Below are 22,194 nucleotides of genomic sequence, written 5' to 3' on the forward strand. Positions count from 1 at the left end.
TTCACTCACAACACAAAGACTCAGAAAGATATGGAACAGCTCAAACACGAATGCGGTGTAGCCATGATTCGTCTCCGCAAACCCCTCTCCTACTACAGACAAAAGTACGGGACCTGGAAGTACGGACTCAACAAACTCTATCTACTCCTAGAAAAACAGCACAACCGTGGGCAAGAGGGGGCAGGACTCATCTCGCTCAAGATGAATGCCCCGGTGGGCAAGGAGTATTTCTTTCGCGCACGTGCCCTGGGGACCTCAGCCATCGCAGAGGACTTTTCGATGGTGAAAAGGACGATCGATGACTTTTTAAAAACAGAAGAGCTGACCGATGAGGTGATCGAAAAGTACATGCCCTTTGCCGGTGAAATCTACATGGGGCACCTACGCTACAGTACAACCGGCAAAAGCGGACTGCAGTATGTGCACCCGCTACTCCGAAGAGACAACTGGCGAGCAAAGAGCTTGGCAATCTGTGGCAACTTTAACCTCACCAACATGAATGAGGTCTTTGACGACATCGTCTCCAAAGGACAGCATCCGCGCGATCGGTCGGACATGCTAGTACTATTGGAGCAACTGGGGCACCGACTAGACCGAGAGATAGAGCACAAATACCGAGAGAGCAAAGCCAACGGACTAACCGGAATGGATATCACCAACGACATAGAGTCGAGGATTGACATCACTGCACCGTTGCGAGACTGCGCACCACTCTGGGACGGAGGATATGTAATCTGTGGCATGACCGGGAGCGGGGAAATGTTCGTCACACGTGATCCGTGGGGGATTCGTCCTGCCTTTTACTACTACGATGACGAAATAGTAGTGGTAGCCTCCGAGCGCCCGGTGATCCAAACCGTCATGAATGTCACCGCCGATCGTGTCACGGAACTAGAGCCCGGCGAATCCCTGTCGATGAGTCGACAAGGTGAGGAAGTACGTATCAGCCAAATCCGCGAACCAAGAGAGCGGAAAGCTTGCTCCTTTGAGCGCATATACTTCTCGAGAGGAAGTGACCAAGATATCTACAAAGAGCGCAAAGCACTGGGAAGACAACTCGTACCCAATATCTTGAAAGCGGTAGGCGATGACCTCGAGCACTCCGTATTCTCCTTCATCCCCAACACAGCCGAAGTCGCATATTTTGGTATGATTGATGGTCTTGAGGACTATATGAACAGCATCAAGATCAATCAACTGAGGAACCACAAAGATCTGACGGACGAACAAATCCGAGACATTCTGAGCAAAAGAGTCCGCTTCGAAAAAGTGGCCATCAAGGACATCAAGCTCCGGACATTCATCTCCGAGGACGATACGAGACGGGATCTAGCCCAGCACGTCTACGATATCACCTATGGGACTATCGAGCCGAACGTAGACAACCTGATCGTCATTGATGACAGTATAGTCCGTGGTACGACACTCAAAGAGAGCATTATCGGGATTCTCAGTCGCCTTCATCCCAAAAAGATCGTAATCGTATCCTCATGTCCTCAGATTCGCTACCCCGACTATTACGGGATCAATATGAGCCGGATGAAGGAGTTTGTGGCATTTCGTGCAGCTATTGCTTTGCATCAGGACAGAGGACTGGAAGAGCGATTGAACGACCTATACGAACGGACAAAATGCGCCATGAACACCGATGAGTGCTACGAAACCAACTTTGTAAAAGAGGTCTACCAGCCATTTTCTGTGGAGGATCTCAATGTCAAGATGGTAGAACTCATGAAGCCCGAAGGCATCAGCTGTCCCGTCGAGCTAGTCTTTCAGAGCATTGAGGGGTTGCACAAAGCAATTCCTCACCACCTCGGAGACTGGTACTTTACTGGCGACTTCCCAACACGAGGAGGCGTGCGCCTGGTCAACCAAGCCCTGCTCGACTATTTTGAGCAGGACTATACCCCCAAAAAGAGATACTAACACAACCATAAACTAATAACCATGAAAAAGAAAGGTAAGCTCCTCCTACAAAACGGAAGCGTGTACGAAGGGGTCCTCTTCGGAGAAACCGAGAAATGCGTAAGTGGAGAAGTGGTGTTTAATACAAGCATGACCGGCTATACGGAGTCGCTTTCTGACCCATCATATGAGGGTCAAATGCTTGTCTGCACCTACCCCATCATTGGCAACTACGGTCTGCCATCCGAAAAAGCAGATCCCGACACCGGCCTACCCCTCTACCTTGAGAGCCCCACACTACACCCCTTGGCGCTCATTGTGCACGACTACACCGACACGTACTCCCACTGGAATGCCGTAGAGTCCCTTAGCCAAGGACTAAAACGCCACGGAGTTGTCGGACTCTCCGGGATTGACACCAGAGAGCTCACCAAAGAATTGCGCGACCATGGGCCAATGGTAGGGAAAATCATCGTAGATGACCGGGATGTTGACTTCTTTCACCCCGACACAGTAAATCTTGTCGCAAAAGTCTCTACCCGTGAGGTGCTTCACTTTCCCCACCCGGGAGGCAAACGTGTCGTCCTGGTGGACTGTGGTGCCAAAGAAAACATCATCCGGATGCTCCTCCAACGCCAGGTAGACCTCACTGTAGTACCATGGGATTACGACTTCACGACCCTCGACTATGATGGGGTATTCATCAGCAATGGTCCGGGCAATCCCATGCACTGTACCACACTCATTGACCGTGTACGCCAAGTCATTGACGCAGGCATCAAGCCCATAGGAGGCATCTGCATGGGCAACCAGATCATGGCCTTGGCAATAGGGGCCAAGGTAAAAAAGATGAAATTTGGGCACCGATCAAGCAATCAGCCGGTACGCCTATGTGGTACCAATCATTGCTTCATCACTAGTCAAAACCACGGCTTTGCAGTCGACAGTGACACCCTACCTTCCGGCTGGCGTCCCTATTTCGAAAACCTAAACGACGGATCCAACGAAGGCATCATACACGAGTCCGGGAAGTACTTTGCGGTACAGTTTCACCCAGAGTGCCACGGTGGCCCAATGGATACAGAATTCTTTTTTGACGACTACATCAAGCTCCTCAACTCATGAATATCAAGAAATACCAAAAAGTCCTACTACTAGGTTCCGGCGCACTAAAAATCGGCGAAGCCGGTGAGTTTGACTACTCCGGATCACAAGCTCTCAAAGCACTCAAAGAAGAAGGGATCCACACCGTACTTGTCAACCCCAACATCGCCACAGTACAGACCTCCGAGGGGATTGCCGACACCGTTTACTTCCTACCCGTAACCCCCTACTTCATTGAGCGGATCATCAAAAAAGAGCGTCCCGATGGCATCATGCTCGCTTTTGGCGGACAGACGGCCCTCAACTGCGGAGTCGCATTGTACGAAAAGGGGATTTTTGAAAAATACGGGATTGAAGTGCTGGGGACTCCCGTTCAGGCAATCAAAGACACCGAAGACCGCGAACTCTTCAACGAACGAATGCACGAAATCGGAGTACATACCATCTCCAGCGAAGCCTGCTTGGATATCGAGCACGCCAGACGGGCCGCCAAGCAGCTAGGCTACCCCGTCATCATTCGTGCCGCCTATGCACTGGGGGGCATGGGTAGTGGCTTTTGTGACAACGAAGAGGAGCTCAACACTCTGTGCGAAAAAGCCTTCTCCTTCTCACCACAAGTGTTGGTCGAAAAGAGCCTCAAGGGATGGAAAGAAATTGAGTACGAAGTGGTGCGAGATGCCTACGACAACTGCATCACCGTCTGCAACATGGAAAACTTTGACCCCCTGGGTATACACACCGGGGAGAGCATCGTTATTGCACCGTCACAGACCCTTACCAACTCCGAATTCCAAAAACTCCGAGACATTGCTATACGTATCGTCCGACACATCGGTATTGTGGGAGAGTGCAACGTCCAATACGCACTTGACACCCAGAGCGAAGACTACCGGGTCATCGAGGTCAACGCTCGCCTCAGTCGCTCCTCGGCTCTCGCCTCCAAGGCAACCGGATACCCGCTTGCCTTTGTGGCCGCAAAGCTCGGTATGGGATATGGTCTGCACGAGCTGCACAATAGCGTGACACAGACAACCTCTGCTCTCTTTGAGCCGGCACTGGACTACGTAGTCTGCAAGATTCCGAGATGGGACCTCAGCAAGTTTCAGGGCGTCTCTCGAGAGATCGGCTCCAGCATGAAGTCTGTCGGCGAGATCATGTCCATCGGTCGCACCATCGAGGAAGCAATCCAAAAAGGACTCCGGATGATTGGCCAAGGCATGCACGGATTTGTCGAAAACAAAGAGCTGGTCATCCCCGACATAGACAAAGCTCTACGAGAGCCTACCGACAATCGTATTTTTGTGATCAGCAAAGCCTTCCGAGCCGGCTACACCGTGGATCAAATCCACGACCTAACCAAGATCGACAAATTCTTCCTCTACAAGCTACGCAACATCGTAGAGACAGCCGAAAGCCTCGAAGCCTTGTCCCAAATAAGCGAGATAACACCCGACCTGATGCGTCAGGCAAAAGTACAGGGCTTCTCCGACTTCCAGATCGCACGTGCGATTTTCAAACACACCCTGGATGATCTGGACGAAGCCCAGGCAGAAGTCCGGAGGAGGAGAAAAGAGCTGGGGATTACTCCGGTCGTACGACAGATCGATACACTTGCCGCAGAGTACCCCGCACAGACCAACTACCTCTACCTCACCTACGACGGCCAAAAGCACGATGTCACCTTTGAGCGAGACGGCAAGAGTGTCGTCGTCCTTGGCTCCGGTGCCTACCGGATTGGTAGCTCCGTGGAGTTTGATTGGTGCGGTGTCAGTGCACTCCAGACCATACGCCAAGAGGGGTACAGGTCCGTCATGATCAACTACAACCCCGAGACCGTCTCCACCGACTACGACCTCTCGGATCGTCTCTACTTCGACGAGCTCACCTTTGAGCGTGTACAGGACATCATGGAGCTTGAGCAACCCTTTGGGACCATACTCTCCACAGGAGGGCAGATCCCCAATAACCTTGCCGTCAAGCTGGACCAAGTAGGCATCCCTATCCTAGGCACACAAGCCACCAATATCGACCACTGCGAGGATCGACACAAGTTCTCAGCCATGTTGGACGAGCTGGGGATCAACCAACCGGCATGGCGCGAACTCACCACCATGGAGGACGTCACAGCATTTGTAGACGAGGTAGGATACCCTGTCCTGGTACGTCCATCCTATGTACTCAGTGGTGCCGCCATGAATGTTTGCTCCAACCAAGATGAGCTGCACCGCTTCCTAAAACTAGCTGCCAATGTTTCCCAAAAACACCCCGTGGTCGTATCCTCATTCATAGAAGAGGCCAAGGAGATTGAGCTGGACGCTGTTGCAGACAAGGGCGAGCTCATCGCCTATGCCATCAGCGAGCACATTGAGTTTGCCGGAGTACACTCCGGAGATGCGACCATACAGTTTCCCGCACAGAAGATCTATGTCGAGACTGTACGTAGGATCAAAAAGATCACCAAGCAAATCGCCAAGCGGCTCAATATCAGTGGACCATTCAACATCCAGTACATGGCCAAAGGCAATGAGATCCTCGTCATCGAGTGTAACCTCCGGGCATCACGCTCATTCCCATTCGTCAGCAAAGTCCTCAAGGTCAACCTCATCGACCTTGCGACCAAGATCATGCTGGGCACCCCCTACACAATCCCCCACAAGAGTGTATTTGACCTAGACTATGTGGGAGTCAAGGCCTCACAATTCTCATTTTCTCGCCTACAGCGAGCAGATCCGGTACTAGGTGTTGACATGACCTCCACCGGAGAGGTCGGCTGCATCGCAGAAAACCCCAAAGAGGCCATCCTGCAAGCCATGCTGTCCGTCGGACAGCGCATCCCCCAAAAAGGGATCCTCATGTCCACAGGAGGTGCGAAACAAAAAGTCACACTACTGGAGCCAGCACGGCAGTTGATCAAAAAAGGGTACCGCATCTATGCGACACAAGGGACCTCACACTTCCTTACCGAAAACGGTATCGAAAACACCCTCTGCCACTGGCCTAGCGAAGAGGGAGCTCCCCAAGCCCTTGACCTCGTCCACAACCACACCGTAGACCTCGTCATCAACATCAACAAAAACCTCACACCGGGAGAGCTCACCAATGGATACAAACTCCGAAGAGCCGCCATAGACACCAACACCCCATTGGTTACCAATGCACGACTGGCGGCAGCCTTTATAGATGCGTTCTGCTCCATCGATTTGGATCAAATGCAACTTCACCCCTGGCAGGAGTTCTAGCCGGCACACACCTTGCGCAACTCCCGATAGCGCAAAAGCCGGAGAACCATCTCCCCCACAGATACTATGCGATTGATCGGCTACTCGGCTGATCAATCGCATAGCACCTATATAGAGGGTGATATCTGCCTCAAAAAAAAGACCGGCTCAGGCAAATAAAGTAGGCCGTTTTGGACCTCATTTTTGGCAAAGTTTTAGGTCAAAGATAAGTCACTAAGTATCTGCATGTTGTACAGACGAAAAAGTTTCACGGATAGAAGCGATCGGTTTCACGGATAGAAACAAAACCTTTCACGGATAGAAGCACCCGATTAGACGGATAAAAGAAAAAACAGCATCCCCCCTCTATCCAATACAGAGCATGCCATTCATCATACAACGCCTGCCACTCCTAGGGCAATGTGAGAGAAAGCACTTTGCACACATCCTCAAATTGCAAAACAGAGTGGAAGTTTTTGCGAAAGAGTTGTTGATAATAGTTTATTTTGCTATCTTTGTATTGCAAAAACGGGGCTTAATTGTCCTTGCTTTATACCTAATACCATCCGAACCTTATTCAAAACACCTTTTATAAAAATCAACATTGTACACGCCTATGGACTTCAAAAACGGACTCTGGAACGACGGAATCAATGTGCGAGACTTTGTTCTCAACAACATAACCCCCTACGACGGTGATGCCTCATTTCTACAAGGCCCCACTGAGCGAACCAAAAAGCTGTGGCAACTCTGCCTCGATGCCATCCAAGAAGAGCGCGCCAACAACGGTGTCCGCTCCATCGATGCCGAGACCATCTCTACCATCACCTCACATGCGGCCGGCTACATCGACCGCGAGCATGAGTTGATCGTCGGGCTCCAAACCGACGAACTACTCCGCCGTGCAATCAAGCCCTACGGAGGAGTGCGCGTAGTCGAAAAGGCTTGCAAGGAAAATGGTGTGGAGCTCTCTCCCAAAGTGATTGAGATTTTCACCCACTACGCCAAGACACACAACGATGGTGTGTTTGATGCATATACGCCCGAGATCCGTAGCTTTCGCTCACTGGGCTTTCTCACCGGCTTGCCCGACAACTACGCACGAGGACGACTGATCGGAGACTACCGTCGCTTGGCCCTCTATGGCCTGGATCGCCTGATCGAAGGCAAGCAAACAGACCTCGATGCCATCACCGGCCCAATGACCGAATACAACATTAGGCTGAGAGAGGAAGTCACAGCTCAGATCAAAGCCCTCAAAGCGATCAAGGTACTTGGCGAGATGTACGGACTGGATCTGAGCCGCCCTGCCGAGTCTGCCCAAGAAGCAGTACAGTGGGTCTACATGGCCTACCTTGCAGCCGTAAAGGAGCAGGATGGAGCCGCCATGTCACTAGGCAACGTCTCGTCATTCCTCGATATATACATCCAGTACGACCTAGAGCACAACAAGATCGATGAGACTTTTGCACAAGAGCTGATCGACCAATTTGTGATGAAGTTACGTATGGTACGCCACCTCCGCATGGCATCGTACAACGAAATCTTTGCCGGCGACCCCACCTGGGTAACCGAGTCCATCGGTGGTCGTTTGGCCGACGGGCGTCACAAGGTGACCAAAACCTCGTTTAGGTTCCTACAGACACTCTACAACCTTGGACCATCACCCGAGCCCAACCTCACCGTCCTATGGGCACAAGATCTGCCGGAAGGCTTCAAGGAGTTTTGCGCCCAAGTATCCATCGACACCTCCTCCATCCAGTACGAGAATGACGACCTGATGCAAAACACCCGCCGGTCCGACGACTACGGTATTGCCTGCTGTGTGTCATTCCAGGAGATCGGCAAGCAAATACAGTTCTTTGGCGCACGAGCCAACCTAGCCAAAGCACTACTCCTCGCCATCAATGGAGGACGATGCGAAAACACCGGCACACTGATGGTAAAAGGCATCAAGCCCCTCAAGAGCGATGTACTGGACTACGATGAGGTCGTAGCCAACTACAAAAAAGTCCTCGTCGAGATCGCACGTGTGTACAATGATGCGATGAACATCATACACTACATGCACGACAAGTACTACTACGAAAAGGCACAGATGGCATTCATCGACACAGATCCCAAGATCAACATTGCCTACGGAGCAGCCGGCCTCTCGATCGTAGCCGACTCCCTCTCCGCAATCAAGTACGCCAAGGTCACCGCACTACGAAACGACGAAGGACTCACCATCGGATTTGACACAAAGGGCGACTACCCCTGCTACGGCAACGACGACGACCGAGTGGACCTACTCGCCAAAGAAGTGGTACACTACTTCTCCAACGAGCTAAAGAAACTCCCCGTCTACAAAAACGCCGAGCCGACCCTATCAATCCTCACCATCACCTCCAACGTCATGTACGGCAAAAAGACCGGAGCCACCCCCGACGGACGTGCCAAAGGGGTCGCCTTTGCGCCCGGAGCCAATCCCATGCACGGCCGAGATATGACCGGAGCTATCGCCTCACTCTCATCGGTATCCAAGATCGACTACAAAGACTCCCTCGATGGGGTCAGCAATACCTTTAGTATCATACCCCACTCTCTCGGCTCCAACCGACAAGAGCAGATCGAGAACCTGGTAGGCATGCTCAACGGCTACTTCTACAAAAACGCTCACCACCTCAACGTGAACGTCCTCAATAAGGAAACACTCGAGGACGCCATGGAAAATCCAGCCAACTACCCACAGCTAACAATCCGTGTATCGGGGTATGCGGTGAACTTTGTACAGCTGAGCCGTGAGCATCAGCTCGAGGTCATCTCCAGAAGCTTCCACAAGCGCATGAGATAACCCCCTACGACAAAAGACCTATATGATCCGAATTCACTCTTTCGAATCCATGGGAACATTCGACGGGCCGGGGCTCCGGCTCGTCGTTTTTTTGCAGGGATGCAACTTCAAGTGCGACTACTGCGCCAACCCGGACACCATCTCGAGGACAGCTGGACGATTGGTCGAAAAGTCAGAGATCGTCCGACGCGCCGTCAGCGAAAAAGCCTTCTTTGGGAAACGAGGCGGCGTGACATTCAGTGGGGGCGAACCACTACTCCAAGCGGCAGAGCTCCTGGAAGTCTTTCAGGAGCTAAAAGCAAACAACATCCATATCGTAGTCGACACCAACGGCTCCATAATGAATGACGACGTGCGACGGCTGCTGGAGTACACCGACATGGTGCTACTCGATGTCAAAGGGGTCAGTCCGGCAAAACATCTGGCACTGGCCAAGCACCGCAACGACCAAGTCTTGCGTACCGCCAAGTACTTGGAGGAGGCAAACATCCCGGTGCGACTTAGGTGCGTGATGGTACCCGGACGAAACGACAGCGCCGAGGATATCCGGCTGATCGGTGAAACCTACAGAGACCTAAAAAACCTCGATCGCGTCGAAGTACTCCCCTACCACACCTATGGGGTGCACAAATACGAGGCAATGGGCTGGCCATACCTCCTCGAAGGGACCAAAGAGCACACACCTGAAGAGGTAGATCGGCTATCCGCAGAGTTTGAGAAATACTTCCCCAACGTTTGGACACAATAAGCACGATCAAGACCACACCTCCCAATCCCCGAACACCGCACACAAGCCGCAGACAAGAGCAAAAAGACAAATAAGGACAACGGGTGAGCAATCGCAAGAAAGCTCACCCTTTTTGGTCACTCCACCTCAACCTCAATATCAACAAGTAAAACCCAAAAGTCAAGGCTACAAAGTCATCCCTATGTACTCACAAACTATTTCTTCCGCACGAAAAACAAAAAATCACTATGTGATTTATTCAGATCACATTGTGATTTATTCAGATCACATAGTGATTTCAAGAAATCACTATGTGATTTGATCTTTATCTTGGACAAGACAAACTTTTCCTCCGACCCTGCCATCTTTTTCTCCGGGAGAAATAACAAACTTGTGAAAGTGATGAATTTATAGTACCTTTGCCGAACAATAGAGCCCACACATAGGCACCAACGAGCAGAACACTCAAAAAAACAAGATAAGAAATATAGAATCATAGAGCGATGAAAAGAACGTATCAGCCCTCCAACCGCAAGAGAAAGAATAAGCACGGTTTTCGTGCCCGTATGGCGACAGCCAACGGTAGACGTGTACTGGCAGCTCGTCGTGCCAAAGGTAGAGCTAAGCTAACCGTATCTGACGAGTACAACGGATAAGCCGAGCACACCACGACTTTTCCTGAAAATATAAAAAGCCACCGGACAGCAGTCTCGGTGGCTTTTGCTTTTGTATAGCGACACTACGGCCCGACTACAGCTCCACGACGGTGATACCGGCACCGCCAAAATCAACATGCTCATCGTGGTAGCCGGCGACTCGGGGATTGCCGGAGAGGAGCTCGCGGATAGCTAGGCGAAGGGCTCCGGTACCGGTGCCGTGCAGAATGCGGACAGGGGAGTACCCGTAGCGGATGGCATCGTCCACAAAGTGCGTGACCTGCTGCAGAGCTTCGTCGGCACGCATACCACGACAGTCCAGCTGGGGCTTGAAGTTTTTGCGTCGCTCATCTTGTTGCTCCGTAATCACTGTAGGTGTACGCTTCTGGATCTCCGTCGTCGGCTCCTGAGCGGCTCGAAGTTTTTGCAACGGGATCCACATGGTGAGTATTCCGAGACGCACTTGAGCCTTGCCCTCGTCCACGCCCAACACCTCACCCACCGTGTTGCCATCCTCAAGCCGGACCCTGTCACCGACACGAATCGGAGCCTTGGGGGCCAAAGGCTCCGCGCGCTTGTGGGACTGAGCCACACTTTTTTGTCTAAGTTTCTCACGCTTTTGCTCCAGCTTCTGTCGCGCCTGCTTGGTGCGCTCCTTGTCTGCGTTGGTGGTCTTGATATCTCGTATGGTGCGCTCCACGGTGGCGTTGGCCGAGGACAAAATGTCAAGAGCTTGTCGCTCGGCTTTGGAGATAATATCCTGACGCTTTTCGTGAATACCCGACAGCTTTTCGTCCAGTCGTTCGTTGGAGTCCTGCAGGCGACGCTCTAGCTTTTTCACCTCGAGTCGCTTGCGTGCCCAGTACGCCTTATCCCGCATGATGTCCTGCAGATACTTGTCCTGCTGCATGTAGTCGGATCCAACCAAGTCAGAGGCATAGTCGAGTATCTCTCTGGGCAAGCCAATCGATCGTGCGATCTCAACGGCAAAAGAGCTCCCTGCCTGTCCAATAAAAAGCTGGTAAAGGGGCTGTATGCGCTGACGATCAAAGAGCATGGCACCATTGACCAAGCCTTCGTGGCGCGTCGTGTAGTCTTTGATATTGCTGTAGTGAGTCGTGATGACGCCAAAGGTCTTTTCCTGCCGAAACTTTTCGAGCAAAGCCTCTGCGATGGCTCCACCTATCATGGGCTCCGTGCCGCTGCCAAACTCATCGATCAGCACCAACGTGTCGGGGGCGACATGGCTGACAAAGTACTTCATATTTTGCAAGTGACTGGAGTAGGTACTCAGGTCATCCTCCATGGATTGCTGATCTCCTATATCCAACAAAACACCTGCAAATAGCGTGCAAATGCTGTGACCTTGCATCGGGACGGCCAATCCACACTGCAGCATGTACTGCAGTAGTCCAACCGTCTTGAGTGCGACCGACTTTCCGCCGGCATTGGGGCCCGATATCACCAAGATCCGCTCAGCATCTGTGAGACGGATATCCAGGGGGACCAACTCTCGACCGACTTTGCGGAGATGCTCCTCCAAGAGAGGATGCCTGGCCTTCCACCACTCCATAGTCATCGGATCGGTGCTTATGGCGGGGACAATAGCGTCATAGGCATCTGCCAAGAGACTTTTAGCAAACAAAAAATCCAGCTGTCCAAGAGCAGTGGCATTGTTTTGGAGCGTACGCGAGTATGGGCGCAAGTGATCCGAAAACTCTCTCAAGAGCCTATTGATCTCCTGTCTTTCTTCCGCTTTTGTCTCCCTAATGCGGTTGTTGATCGCCACGACCCGCTCCGGCTCCATGAATAGCGTCTGCCCTGTCGCAGACTCTGCGTGGACTATCCCGCCCACCTCTTTTTTGGCATGCGGGATTACCGGCAATAGGAGACGCCCGTCACGCAACACCGGTGTGGCATCAGGATCCACCCATCCGGCTCGTCTCGCTTCACGCAAGATACTGTCCATGGTGCTGCCGACCGAGCTCTCCAGACTCCGTCGCTCCTGACGAAGGGTCCTGAGCAAGGACGATGCCGTGTCTTTCACATTTCCCTCTTCATCAATCAGGTTGTGCAGACGGCGACGAATATCCGGCAGACTGTCCATCCGGTCTACAATGGACTGAATCAGTGGGCAGTCAGAGAAGTCGATTTGCTGGGATGCATAGGTGGTGGCAAGGACTTTTTGGACCGTCACAAGCCCCTCCAGACTCAGGACAGATCCGGCAGGACGAAGTCCTTTGAGCTGATCTCTAAAGGGCGGGAAACCAAAGTATGGCAGTTCGTTCTGCGTGCGGAGTCTCTGCATCTCTCGGAGCTGGTCGTGCAGAGAGCCCAGAGTAGCCGGAGAGCTGACGAAGGCCATTTGGTCGACAAAGAAGCGACTGATCTCGTTGTTGCAAAAGCCCTTGAGACGCTCCCGGACGACATCAAAGCCAAGCCGAGTCTCAAGGTCGGACGGGAAGCAACCGACAGGTCTGCTCATAGCAAGAACCTAAATATATCCAGGATATTTGCGTAGAAGAAAAGAGCAACCAGCAAGACCATGCCTATGATCTGAAGGCGTGTTTGCCACTTCAGTGACAACGGCTTGCCACGGACAATCTCTAGGAGCAGAAAAAAGACATGGCCACCATCCAGCCCGGGGATAGGGAGGAGATTCATCACCGCCAAAATCACCGATATGAAAGCCGTCATTGACCAAAAGGCACGCGCATCCCACCCGGCAGGGAAAAGGCTGCCAAGGGTTCCAAATCCCCCCAGCTTCGTTGCCCCCTCTTTCGTACCCAAATACTTCAGCTGTCCGGTATATCCGACCAACTGCTGATAGGCCTCGGACACCCCGGCCGGTACGGACTCCAGGAGCGAGTAGGTACGATGCTCGACACCCAACACCTCCGAGGGGGAGCCAAACGCCACACCAAGCCCCTTGTCCACATCTGCCAAAGTCGGCAAAACCATCTCCTCACCATCACGCAATACCGTCAGCCGGATAGAGTCTCCCCGACTTGCCTGTATGTCCGGCAACAACTCCTGCAGTCCCCCAACCGGCATACCATTGAGGGCGACCACTCGATCGCCTTTTTGCAAGCCATCCTGCTCGGCATTGGAGCCGGGCAACACCCGATCCACCACAGCGGGTAGAGTGAGGTACATGAACGCTGAGTCTGAGGCCAATGTCGCCTGTACCATATCCACGGGTACCGGGATTTCGATCTCCTCACCATGACGCAAGACTGTCAGCACCTTGCCATCGGCGATCTTTTGGATCAACATTCCATTGTAGTACTCTATGGGAGAGCCGTCGACAGCCACCGGCAAGTCACCATCCTCAAGCCCCATACGATGGCCGACACTGGTATAGGTGAGCGCTGTCCCCACATTACGCATCGGGATATGGTCTGTGCCCCACGTATAGGCGATACCTCCGTAGATCAGCATGGCCAGGATGGCGTTGAAGAGCACACCGGCAATCATTACCAGCAGTCTCTGCCAAGCCGGCTTGGACCGAAACTCCCATGGCTCGGGCTCGCTTTCCATGCCCTCTACCGCAAGTCGCTCATCCACCATCCCGTCTATCGAGCAGTAGCCACCTAGGGGTAACCACCCTATACCATACTCGGTATCACTCCCTTTGGGCTTGAAGCGAAACAATGAAAACCAAGGATCAAAAAACAAGTAAAACTTGCTCACCCGCATTCCAAAGGATTTGGCAAAAAGGAAGTGCCCCAACTCGTGGATAAAGACGAGAATAGTCAGTGACAGCAAAAGCTGCGAAAAACGTATGATTAGATCCATTCAGACAGGTTGTTCTAAGTAAAATAAAAGATGTCGTTGTTTGTCTACGCACTCGAGTCGGCTCAGTGCCACTCGCGTGCCAAGCGTCTAGCCTCTGTATCCATAGCCACCAAGACCTCTATGGATGTGGCATTTCGCGTAGAGGTTCTGTCGAGGACATCACGGATAATGCGTGGAATGTCCATAAAGTCAACCTCCCCCATCAAGAAACGATGCACCGCCACCTCATTGGCTGCATTGAGCACGCAGGGGGCGGTTCCGCCGGTGTTGAGAGCCTCGTACGCCAATCCAAGGCAAGGGAATGCCTCCAGCCGTGGTTGCTCAAATGTCAAGTTGGTCCAATCGCCAATGGTAGGCAATTTCACAGAGGTGCTTCTGCGCCTAGGATAGGTCAGGGCATAGGCTATCGGGATCCGCATATCCGGAAGTCCCAGCTGAGCTTTGACTGTACCGTCCGCAAATCCCACCATTGAGTGAATAATACTTTGCCGGTGCACCAGTACCTCGATATTCTCCGGCTCGACACCAAAGAGGTGGTGCGCCTCTATCATTTCCAGCCCCTTATTCATGAGAGAGGCGGAGTCGATAGTTACCTTTTGCCCCATCTTCCACTTGGGGTGCTTCAGCGCCTGATCCGGCTTAACACCTGAGAGTTGCTCGGGCGTAAAGTCTACAAATGGACCTCCTGAGGCTGTCAGATAGATTTTTTTCAACTCCTGGATACGCTCACCTCGCAAGCACTGGTAGATAGCTGAGTGCTCTGAGTCCACCGGCAAAATGATGGCACTGTGTTCTTTGGCCAAGTGCGTGATTAGATCTCCGGCAACGACAAGCGTCTCCTTGTTGGCTAGGGCAATCATACGGTTGCTCTCTATCGCACGGATCGTTGGAGCCAAACCGGCAAACCCTACCATAGCCGTAAGGACCATGTCTGCGTCCGGATCACCGGCCACATCCGTAATCGCCTCAGCACCGCAACGCACCTCCACCTCGGTATCCTTGAGCAATCGTCGTAGATCCTTGTACCGAGATATATCGTTCACGACCACCAGTCGTGGTCGATAGACTTTGGCTTGCTGGGCCAGCAATTCAATATTTTTGTCACACACCAGAGCATGGACCTGTAGCTCATCAGGGTGTTGCGCAATGATATCAAGTGCCTGAGTACCTATAGATCCTGTGCTTCCGAGTATGGTGATGGCTCTTTGTTTCATATCCTTGGCTCTACATGTCATTCGTACAAAAGCAGTGGTCGTCTGAGACCACACTTTTCTCCCTCGCTTTGCGCTTCCACTTGGCAAACGCACTGCAAAGGTACCCATTTGTCAGAAGTTTCATTTCGTAGACAACAACAAGCGGTGACACCCGACGAAGCGACACAAGGCAAAAACACTAGAGGAGGTAATCCGCCAGCACCAGAGCCACCATGGCATCAACGACAGGCAGTACTCGTGGGACCACCGATGTATCGTGGCGTCCCTCAATGCGGAGAGTGGTAGGCTGACCTCCCGTCGTGACTGTATCCTGCAGAAGGGATATGGAGCTGATGGGCTTGAAGGCTGTCCGGATCCTCAGCACCTCTCCGGCACTAATTCCGGCCAGGATTCCACCTGAGTGATTTGTTGGCATACGGATGCTTCCGCCGACACAGGTATAGGCATCGTTGGCCTGACTGCCTCGCATCTGAGCGAGTCCAAATCCATCCCCGATCTCCACCCCCTTGGCGGCATTGATACTCATGAGTGCATACGCCAGTCTCGCCGAGAGCTTGTCGTAGAGTGGCTCGCCCCACCCCACAGGCACTCCGCGGACCACGGTCGCCACCGTTGCACCCAGGGTATCTCCACCGGCACCGACAAGGAGGTCACACATTGTCTGATCCAAGTCTGGGATAGGACAGCCCACTCTGCTCCTCTCTATGTCCGCAAAAGTCACCTCATCCATATAGCCGACAGATGGCGATCCTGCCACAGCATCTGTATAAGAGCACACCTCTATCCCCCTAGGGGTGAGCAACTGTTGCGCCAACGCACCGGCCACCACACGCACCACTGTCTCCCTTGCGCTGGAGCGTCCTCCCCCTCGATGATCTCGGATGCCGTACTTTTGGGCATATACGTAGTCAGCATGGGACGGCCGGTATAGATCTCGCAGTGCACTGTAGTCGGCCGGCCTTTGATCGCTGTTTTGGACCAAAAAGGCCAGAGGTGCCCCGGTCGTCACTCCATCGTACAAGCCGGACAAAAAGGTCACCTCATCGGGTTCACGCCGTGCAGTACTATAGGCATTGTGGGGCATACGTCTGCGTAGTTGCCGTGCGATCTGCTCCATATCAGGGCAGATACCGGCGGGATACCCATCCAGGACCCCTCCGACTGCCACGCCATGCGACTCTCCAAAGGTCGTCAGTCTCAGCTTGTTTCCGAACGTATTCATTGTTTCTGTACCACCTCTTGTAGACGTCGCTCCAGCTCGGCCACTACCTCAGGATATTGGTCAGCTACGTTTTCTGCTTCACTGCCACTGTCCTTGATCCGGTACAGCTGTGGTTTGCTCGCTTGCCCTGTCTCGTTGCCGGTCTGCCAAGCAACAGGGTTGGGGTTGGCTACAGGGCGTATATACTTCCACTCACTTGTACGGTAAGCCAGGGTCCGACTGAGACCCTGCTCGATCAGCCAAGCACGCCCCTCACCCTCACCAAGCAGAGTGGATAGAGCATCCTGACTATCCTTGATTGGGGTATCCGGATGGTCGTCTGCACCGACAAGCGTACGCATACTGGCCAAAAAATCGATCTGGGAGACAAGGGCATCGGACACTTGTCCACTCTGAGCGATGCGATGTGGCCATGCGACAATAAGGGGCACCCGTGTCCCACCCTCGTACAAGCTATACTTACCTCCTCTATAGGGGCCACTGGGACTATGATCTCCGGCCAGCTCCACAGCCTGATCCCTGTAGCCGTCATCCAGGACGGGGCCATTGTCGGAAGTAAAGATAACGAGAGTGTTGTCCAACTGTCCGATCTCCTCTAGCTTGCGAAGCATGCGGCCAACCATGTCGTCCAACTCTAGGATGGCATCACCCCGCAGACCCATTTCACTCTTGCCTCTGAATCGCTCACTCGGAAAACGTGGCACGTGTATATTATTGGGGCAAAAGTACATGAAAAACGGCTTGCTCCGATCCCACCGGTCAAGGTAGGCGAGGGCATCATCGGTGATGCGATCAGCGATCTCCTCATCCTTCCACAGAGCCCTGCCCCCACCTTTCATATACCCAATGCGCGAAATACCATTGACAATACTCATGTCGTGCCCGTGACTAGGCTGTAGGTGATACAGTAGCTCGGGATGCTCCTTTCCGGTGGGTTCTCCGGGAAAGTTGGCCGTATAGTTCACCTCAATGGGCTGCGCCGGATCATGATCCACGACACAGCCATTGCGTATATAGACACAGGGGACTCGATCCGCTGTTGCCGCCATGATGAAAGAGTAGTCAAACCCCAGATCACCGGTATTGGGCGTAATCTTGGAGTTCCAGTCTTGGGTACCGGTCTTGGCACCCAGTCCCAAGTGCCACTTTCCAAAAGCAGAGGTGCAGTAGCCCGCACTCCGAAAAAGGTCTGCCATCGTATACTCTTCCGGACGAATAACCATGCCGGCATCACCTCGAGCCACCCCGGTATCGCTTCTCCTCCACGGATAGGCACCGGTCAGAAGTCCATACCTCGACGGTGTGGAGGTCGCAGAGGTGCAGTGGGCATCCGTGAACCGAACGCCCATATCAGTGATACGGTCGATATTGGGCGTGTCGATGGACTTGGCCTCATAGCAGGAGAGGTCACCATAGCCTAGGTCATCACAGAGGATAAGTAGGACATTGGGTTTTTGGGCTTGGGCAGTGTCTCCTCCGGAGGATACGGTACTCAGTAGCGCTGCCCCTATGGCAATAGGTAGAGAGGAAGTTGGCTGCATGTCTCTATTTGGGCGATAGTTCTAAAAAACACAACGATCGGACAAGCACACTTCGCTAGGTCCACTACAAATATAGCACTTTATCACATCGGAGACTCGGCCCTCACACACGGAGTGGGGCCAAGTCCTCCTAAATGCTCCCATTGAGTTTTTGGGAAGTAAAAAACCTCAAAATCCCCACCCCAAAAGCCTCGTTTTTCAGTCCAAATTTAGCGTGTTGTAAGCGACAGATAATCAAATGGTTGCAAAACACCTCAAGTTTCACGGATAGAAGCAATCGGTTTCACGGATAGAAGCAAAACTTTTCACGGATAGAAGAAATCGGTTTCACGGATAGGAGCAAAAAAAGGGGGTGGGACAAGAGGTTTATAGGACGAATGCAATCGGGCAAAAGGACGCCATTTTTTCGGTATCTTTGTGCACTTATGAGACCTTATTTATAGGAGTATCCTCATGGTCATGCACGAATGGGCGTGGCAGGAGCACTCGCAATGAGTCACTATGCCTCCGGCCCCCACCCTCCTCGGAGAGCGACATGACACTATTTTATAGCAACGGAAGAAGACATTATTGAACAGCCCAATCCAATGAAGCATATTCGCAACTTTTGTATCATTGCTCACATCGACCACGGGAAAAGCACACTTGCGGACCGTCTGCTGGAGTACACTCAGACGGTCTCGGAGCGTGATGCCCAAGACCAAGTATTGGACAACATGGACCTGGAGCGCGAGCGTGGGATCACGATCAAGAGCCATGCCATACAGATGGATTACTCGCTCAACGGAGAGGACTATGTGCTCAACCTGATCGACACACCGGGGCACGTGGACTTTTCGTACGAAGTCTCGCGCTCCATCGCCGCCTGCGAGGGGGCCCTCCTGATCGTGGATGCCTCACAAGGGATCCAAGCCCAGACCATCTCCAACCTCTACATGGCACTTGAGCACGACCTGACGATCATACCTGTACTCAACAAAATTGACCTCCCCAGTGCAAGGCCGGAGGAGATCGGAGATGAGATCGTGAACCTACTTGGCTGTGATCGTGATGAGATCCTGCAGGCCAGCGGAAAGACGGGCGAGGGAGTGGAGAGTATCCTCGAGGCTATCGTCCGGCGTATACCGGCACCCACAGGAGACCCGGATGCGCCCCTGCAGTGCTTGATTTTTGACTCCGTATTCAATGCTTTTCGGGGGATTATCGCTTACTTCAAGGTTGAGAGCGGGGTGCTCCGAAAAGGCGAGCAAGTGAAATTCATCAATACCGGCAAGGAGTACGAGGCAGACGAGGTAGGGACGCTGAAACTCGGAATGATGCCCAAAGATGAGATCAGGACCGGTGATGTGGGCTACATCATCTCCGGGATCAAGACCTCCACAGAGGTAAAGGTGGGAGACACCATCACGACCGTAAAGAATGGAGCGACAAAGGCCATCGCCGGATTTGAGGAGGTGAAGCCCATGGTCTTTGCCGGAGTCTATCCGATCGCCCCGGAGGAGTTTGAGAACCTCAGATCCTCCCTCGAGAAGCTCCAGCTCAACGACGCCTCGCTGACCTTTCAACCGGAAAGCTCAGTCGCCTTGGGCTTTGGTTTTCGCTGTGGGTTTCTGGGCCTGCTCCACATGGAAATCATACAAGAGCGCTTGGATCGTGAGTACAACATGAGCGTAATCACGACTGTGCCCAACGTATCCTACAAAGTCCACACCAAGCAAGGGACTGTACTGGAGGTGCACAACCCATCCGGCATGCCCGATCCTGTAAATATAGACCACATAGAAGAGCCCTACATTCGAGCAAGTGTGATCACCACAACGGACTACATAGGTCCGATCATGACCCTTTGTCTCGGAAAGCGTGGAGAGCTGATCAGGCAAGACTACCTTTTTGGCAACCGAATAGAGCTGACTTACGATATTCCGTTGGGAGAGATCGTCATAGACTTTTATGACAAACTAAAGAGCGTCTCACGGGGCTACGCATCATTTGACTACCATATCCACGACTACCGGCCCTCCAAACTGGTAAAAGTGGATATCCTGCTAAATGGTGAACAAGTGGATGCACTCACGCTACTGACCCACGTGGATAATGCTGAGGCACTCGGCAGACGCATGTGCGAAAAACTGAAAGAGCTAATCCCAAGGCAACAGTTTGAGATCGCCATACAAGCCGCTATCGGAGCAAAGATCATCGCTCGAGAAACAATCAAAGCTGTGCGAAAAGATGTAACCGCCAAGTGCTATGGAGGAGACGTCTCACGCAAACGCAAACTCCTAGAAAAGCAAAAGGAAGGCAAGAAGCGCATGAAGCAGATCGGCACAGTGGAAGTGCCACAAAAGGCCTTTTTGGCTGTACTCAAGCTAGACTAACCCCCCAAGCCACCGCAACCAACCCAATATGTCTCCCAAAGATAACAGTGTCGCAAGCAATCTCCCCGACGAAACCACCGAAGTGCTGAAAGGGCCACTCTCCCAACGCACCTCGCTGATTCCGCAAAATGTTGCCAAAGTACTCTCCAACACCATTCCTCCCAACAACCTAGAGATAGAGCGTCTGGTGCTTGGAGCCTTGGTCCTGGAAAAAGATGCCTTCTCGCAAGTAGATGAGATCCTAGAGGAGGAGTGCTTTTACGATCCCAAGAACAAGCTGATATTTCGGGCCATCCAAATGCTCGCGCTGGAAGAAAAACCAATAGACATCCAGACGGTAATCGAGCAACTGCGAGTCAACGGAGATCTGAAAGAGACACAGGGGCTGACCTATATCCCCACACTGGCGGCGATCGTCAACAGCACAGCTCACCTAGAAGCACACTCACGCTTGCTGTACGACAAGATGGTACAGCGCCAACTCATCTCCTTTGGCAACGAGGTGATCAAAAACTCGTTCAACGACGAGATCAGTGTGGTCGACACCATGCAACAAGCAGAGACACGACTCTTTGAGATCACCCAAGGTGCCAACAAGGATGATGTCCAAAGGGTCAATGAACTGATCAACAACACGATCAATGAGATCCAAAAAGCCGCGGCCCGAAGCGATGGTATGAGTGGGGTCGAAACAGGCTTCCCGGATATCGACAAGGTGACATCCGGATGGCAAAAGAGTGACCTCGTGATCATTGCGGCACGTCCGGCAATGGGAAAGACCGCACTAGTCCTCTCTATGGCACGCAGCATGGCCGTGGACTACCATATACCTATCGCCATTTTCAGCTTGGAGATGAGTAAAAACCAGCTGATGACACGACTTGTGGTCAACCATACTGAGATCCCCAACGATAGCATCAAGAGAGGTATGCTTACCGATGCCCAGATCGGGCAACTCACCTCCGGCCTAGGCGACCTGGAGCGCGCTCCGATATTCATCGACGACAATGCCGGACTGACCATTTTCGACCTACGCTCCAAAGCCCGCCGACTGGTCCGATCCGATGGCGTGAGAGTAATCTTCATCGACTACCTACAGCTGATGACCGCCAGCGGACTAGGCAAAAATGCCAACCGTGAGCAAGAGGTCAGTACAATCTCTCGATCGCTGAAACAACTCGCCAAGGAGCTAGATATCACCGTCATCGCACTCTCACAGCTCAACCGTGGTGTTGAGCAACGAGAGGGCAAGCAACCACAGCTCTCCGACCTACGTGAATCGGGAGCGATTGAGCAAGACGCCGACATGGTTTGCTTCATCCACCGACCGGAGTACTACGACATCCTCGAGAGCAAGGATGGAAAAGACCTTAGGGGGCTCGCCGAATACATCATTGCCAAGCACCGTAATGGTCCCACCGGCACCATTTACCTACAGTTTCAGAGCGATATCATCAAGTTCCGGCCGGAGCACCATTCATCGGCCGGAATGGAGTATATCAAGACTGTAGACTCCAAACTCAACGCACACACGCACGCACTTGCAGATCCTCTGGAGGACAAGGGAGATGACGGTGCTTTCAACCCCTAAACGCCAA

The 22,194-nt window shown here is 52.6% G+C and carries 13 protein-coding genes; 8 read left to right on the forward strand and 5 right to left on the reverse strand.

Annotated elements, in window-relative coordinates; genetic code table 11:
• Positions 1 to 30 precede the first annotated feature (30 nt).
• The 6 genes from AC1EK1_RS00720 to rpmH all read left to right on the forward strand — a co-directional run bounded on the left by AC1EK1_RS00720 (position 31) and on the right by rpmH (position 10,446).
• The gene (locus tag AC1EK1_RS00720; RefSeq protein ID WP_480305138.1) at positions 31 to 1,926 is read left to right on the forward strand and encodes an amidophosphoribosyltransferase; all 1,896 of its coding nucleotides are present in this window, start codon (positions 31 to 33) and stop codon (positions 1,924 to 1,926) included.
• Between the two features lie 21 nt (positions 1,927 to 1,947).
• A complete protein-coding gene (carA, locus tag AC1EK1_RS00725; protein ID WP_480305139.1) occupies positions 1,948 to 3,030 on the forward strand; it encodes a glutamine-hydrolyzing carbamoyl-phosphate synthase small subunit in 1,083 nt (360 codons plus the stop codon).
• On the forward strand, positions 3,027 to 6,248 hold the full coding sequence (gene carB, locus AC1EK1_RS00730) for a carbamoyl-phosphate synthase (glutamine-hydrolyzing) large subunit (protein WP_480305140.1): 3,222 nt from the start codon (positions 3,027 to 3,029) through the stop codon (positions 6,246 to 6,248). The genes carA and carB overlap by 4 nt, the downstream gene beginning before the upstream one ends.
• A 595-nt stretch (positions 6,249 to 6,843) precedes the next feature.
• A complete protein-coding gene (pflB, locus tag AC1EK1_RS00735; protein WP_480305141.1) occupies positions 6,844 to 9,063 on the forward strand; it encodes a formate C-acetyltransferase in 2,220 nt (739 codons plus the stop codon).
• A gap of 22 nt (positions 9,064 to 9,085) precedes the next feature.
• Positions 9,086 to 9,811: a pyruvate formate-lyase-activating protein gene (pflA, locus tag AC1EK1_RS00740; RefSeq protein WP_480305143.1), complete on the forward strand. Its 726-nt coding sequence runs from the start codon at positions 9,086 to 9,088 to the stop codon at positions 9,809 to 9,811.
• Positions 9,812 to 10,293: 482 nt separating this feature from the next.
• Positions 10,294 to 10,446, forward strand: coding sequence for a 50S ribosomal protein L34 (rpmH, locus tag AC1EK1_RS00745; protein WP_072518754.1), 153 nt, complete (start codon positions 10,294 to 10,296; stop codon positions 10,444 to 10,446).
• Between the two features lie 94 nt (positions 10,447 to 10,540).
• Here the strand turns inward: rpmH and AC1EK1_RS00750 are convergent, their stop codons facing one another.
• From AC1EK1_RS00750 to AC1EK1_RS00770, 5 genes are all read right to left on the reverse strand, one after another.
• Entirely contained in the window at positions 10,541 to 12,931 is a 2,391-nt protein-coding gene (locus AC1EK1_RS00750; RefSeq protein WP_480305144.1) for an endonuclease MutS2, read from the reverse strand.
• Positions 12,928 to 14,244, reverse strand: coding sequence for an RIP metalloprotease RseP (rseP, locus tag AC1EK1_RS00755; protein ID WP_480305145.1), 1,317 nt, complete (start codon positions 14,242 to 14,244; stop codon positions 12,928 to 12,930). Before rseP ends, AC1EK1_RS00750 begins: the two co-directional genes overlap by 4 nt.
• Before the next feature lie 62 nt (positions 14,245 to 14,306).
• Positions 14,307 to 15,458, reverse strand: a complete 1,152-nt coding sequence (locus AC1EK1_RS00760) for a 1-deoxy-D-xylulose-5-phosphate reductoisomerase (RefSeq protein WP_480305146.1) — start codon at positions 15,456 to 15,458, stop codon at positions 14,307 to 14,309.
• 178 nt (positions 15,459 to 15,636) lie between these two features.
• The gene (aroC, locus tag AC1EK1_RS00765; RefSeq protein WP_480305147.1) at positions 15,637 to 16,680 is read right to left on the reverse strand and encodes a chorismate synthase; all 1,044 of its coding nucleotides are present in this window, start codon (positions 16,678 to 16,680) and stop codon (positions 15,637 to 15,639) included.
• A complete protein-coding gene (locus tag AC1EK1_RS00770) occupies positions 16,677 to 18,221 on the reverse strand; it encodes a sulfatase-like hydrolase/transferase (RefSeq protein WP_480305148.1) in 1,545 nt (514 codons plus the stop codon). The genes aroC and AC1EK1_RS00770 overlap by 4 nt, the downstream gene beginning before the upstream one ends.
• A gap of 587 nt (positions 18,222 to 18,808) precedes the next feature.
• Between AC1EK1_RS00770 and lepA the strand changes: the two genes are divergently transcribed.
• Both lepA and dnaB read left to right on the forward strand, forming a co-directional pair.
• Positions 18,809 to 20,596, forward strand: a complete 1,788-nt coding sequence (lepA, locus tag AC1EK1_RS00775) for a translation elongation factor 4 (protein WP_480305149.1) — start codon at positions 18,809 to 18,811, stop codon at positions 20,594 to 20,596.
• A gap of 28 nt (positions 20,597 to 20,624) precedes the next feature.
• On the forward strand, positions 20,625 to 22,187 hold the full coding sequence (gene dnaB, locus AC1EK1_RS00780; protein WP_480305150.1) for a replicative DNA helicase: 1,563 nt from the start codon (positions 20,625 to 20,627) through the stop codon (positions 22,185 to 22,187).
• Positions 22,188 to 22,194 lie beyond the last annotated feature (7 nt).

Source organism: Porphyromonas sp. C0026D3, assembly GCF_056590775.1.

Excerpts from the sequence above, each read along its gene's own strand:
- AC1EK1_RS00720 (WP_480305138.1), top strand. The coding sequence starts at position 31 with ATGGAACAGCTCAAACACGAATGCGGTGTAGCCATGATTCGTCTCCGC.
- carA (WP_480305139.1), top strand. The coding sequence starts at position 1,948 with ATGAAAAAGAAAGGTAAGCTCCTCCTACAAAACGGAAGCGTGTACGAA.
- carB (WP_480305140.1), top strand. The coding sequence starts at position 3,027 with ATGAATATCAAGAAATACCAAAAAGTCCTACTACTAGGTTCCGGCGCA.
- pflB (WP_480305141.1), top strand. The coding sequence starts at position 6,844 with ATGGACTTCAAAAACGGACTCTGGAACGACGGAATCAATGTGCGAGAC.
- pflA (WP_480305143.1), top strand. The coding sequence starts at position 9,086 with ATGATCCGAATTCACTCTTTCGAATCCATGGGAACATTCGACGGGCCG.
- rpmH (WP_072518754.1), top strand. The coding sequence starts at position 10,294 with ATGAAAAGAACGTATCAGCCCTCCAACCGCAAGAGAAAGAATAAGCAC.
- AC1EK1_RS00750 (WP_480305144.1), bottom strand. The coding sequence starts at position 12,931 with ATGAGCAGACCTGTCGGTTGCTTCCCGTCCGACCTTGAGACTCGGCTT.
- rseP (WP_480305145.1), bottom strand. The coding sequence starts at position 14,244 with ATGGATCTAATCATACGTTTTTCGCAGCTTTTGCTGTCACTGACTATT.
- AC1EK1_RS00760 (WP_480305146.1), bottom strand. The coding sequence starts at position 15,458 with ATGAAACAAAGAGCCATCACCATACTCGGAAGCACAGGATCTATAGGT.
- aroC (WP_480305147.1), bottom strand. The coding sequence starts at position 16,680 with ATGAATACGTTCGGAAACAAGCTGAGACTGACGACCTTTGGAGAGTCG.
- AC1EK1_RS00770 (WP_480305148.1), bottom strand. The coding sequence starts at position 18,221 with ATGCAGCCAACTTCCTCTCTACCTATTGCCATAGGGGCAGCGCTACTG.
- lepA (WP_480305149.1), top strand. The coding sequence starts at position 18,809 with ATGAAGCATATTCGCAACTTTTGTATCATTGCTCACATCGACCACGGG.
- dnaB (WP_480305150.1), top strand. The coding sequence starts at position 20,625 with ATGTCTCCCAAAGATAACAGTGTCGCAAGCAATCTCCCCGACGAAACC.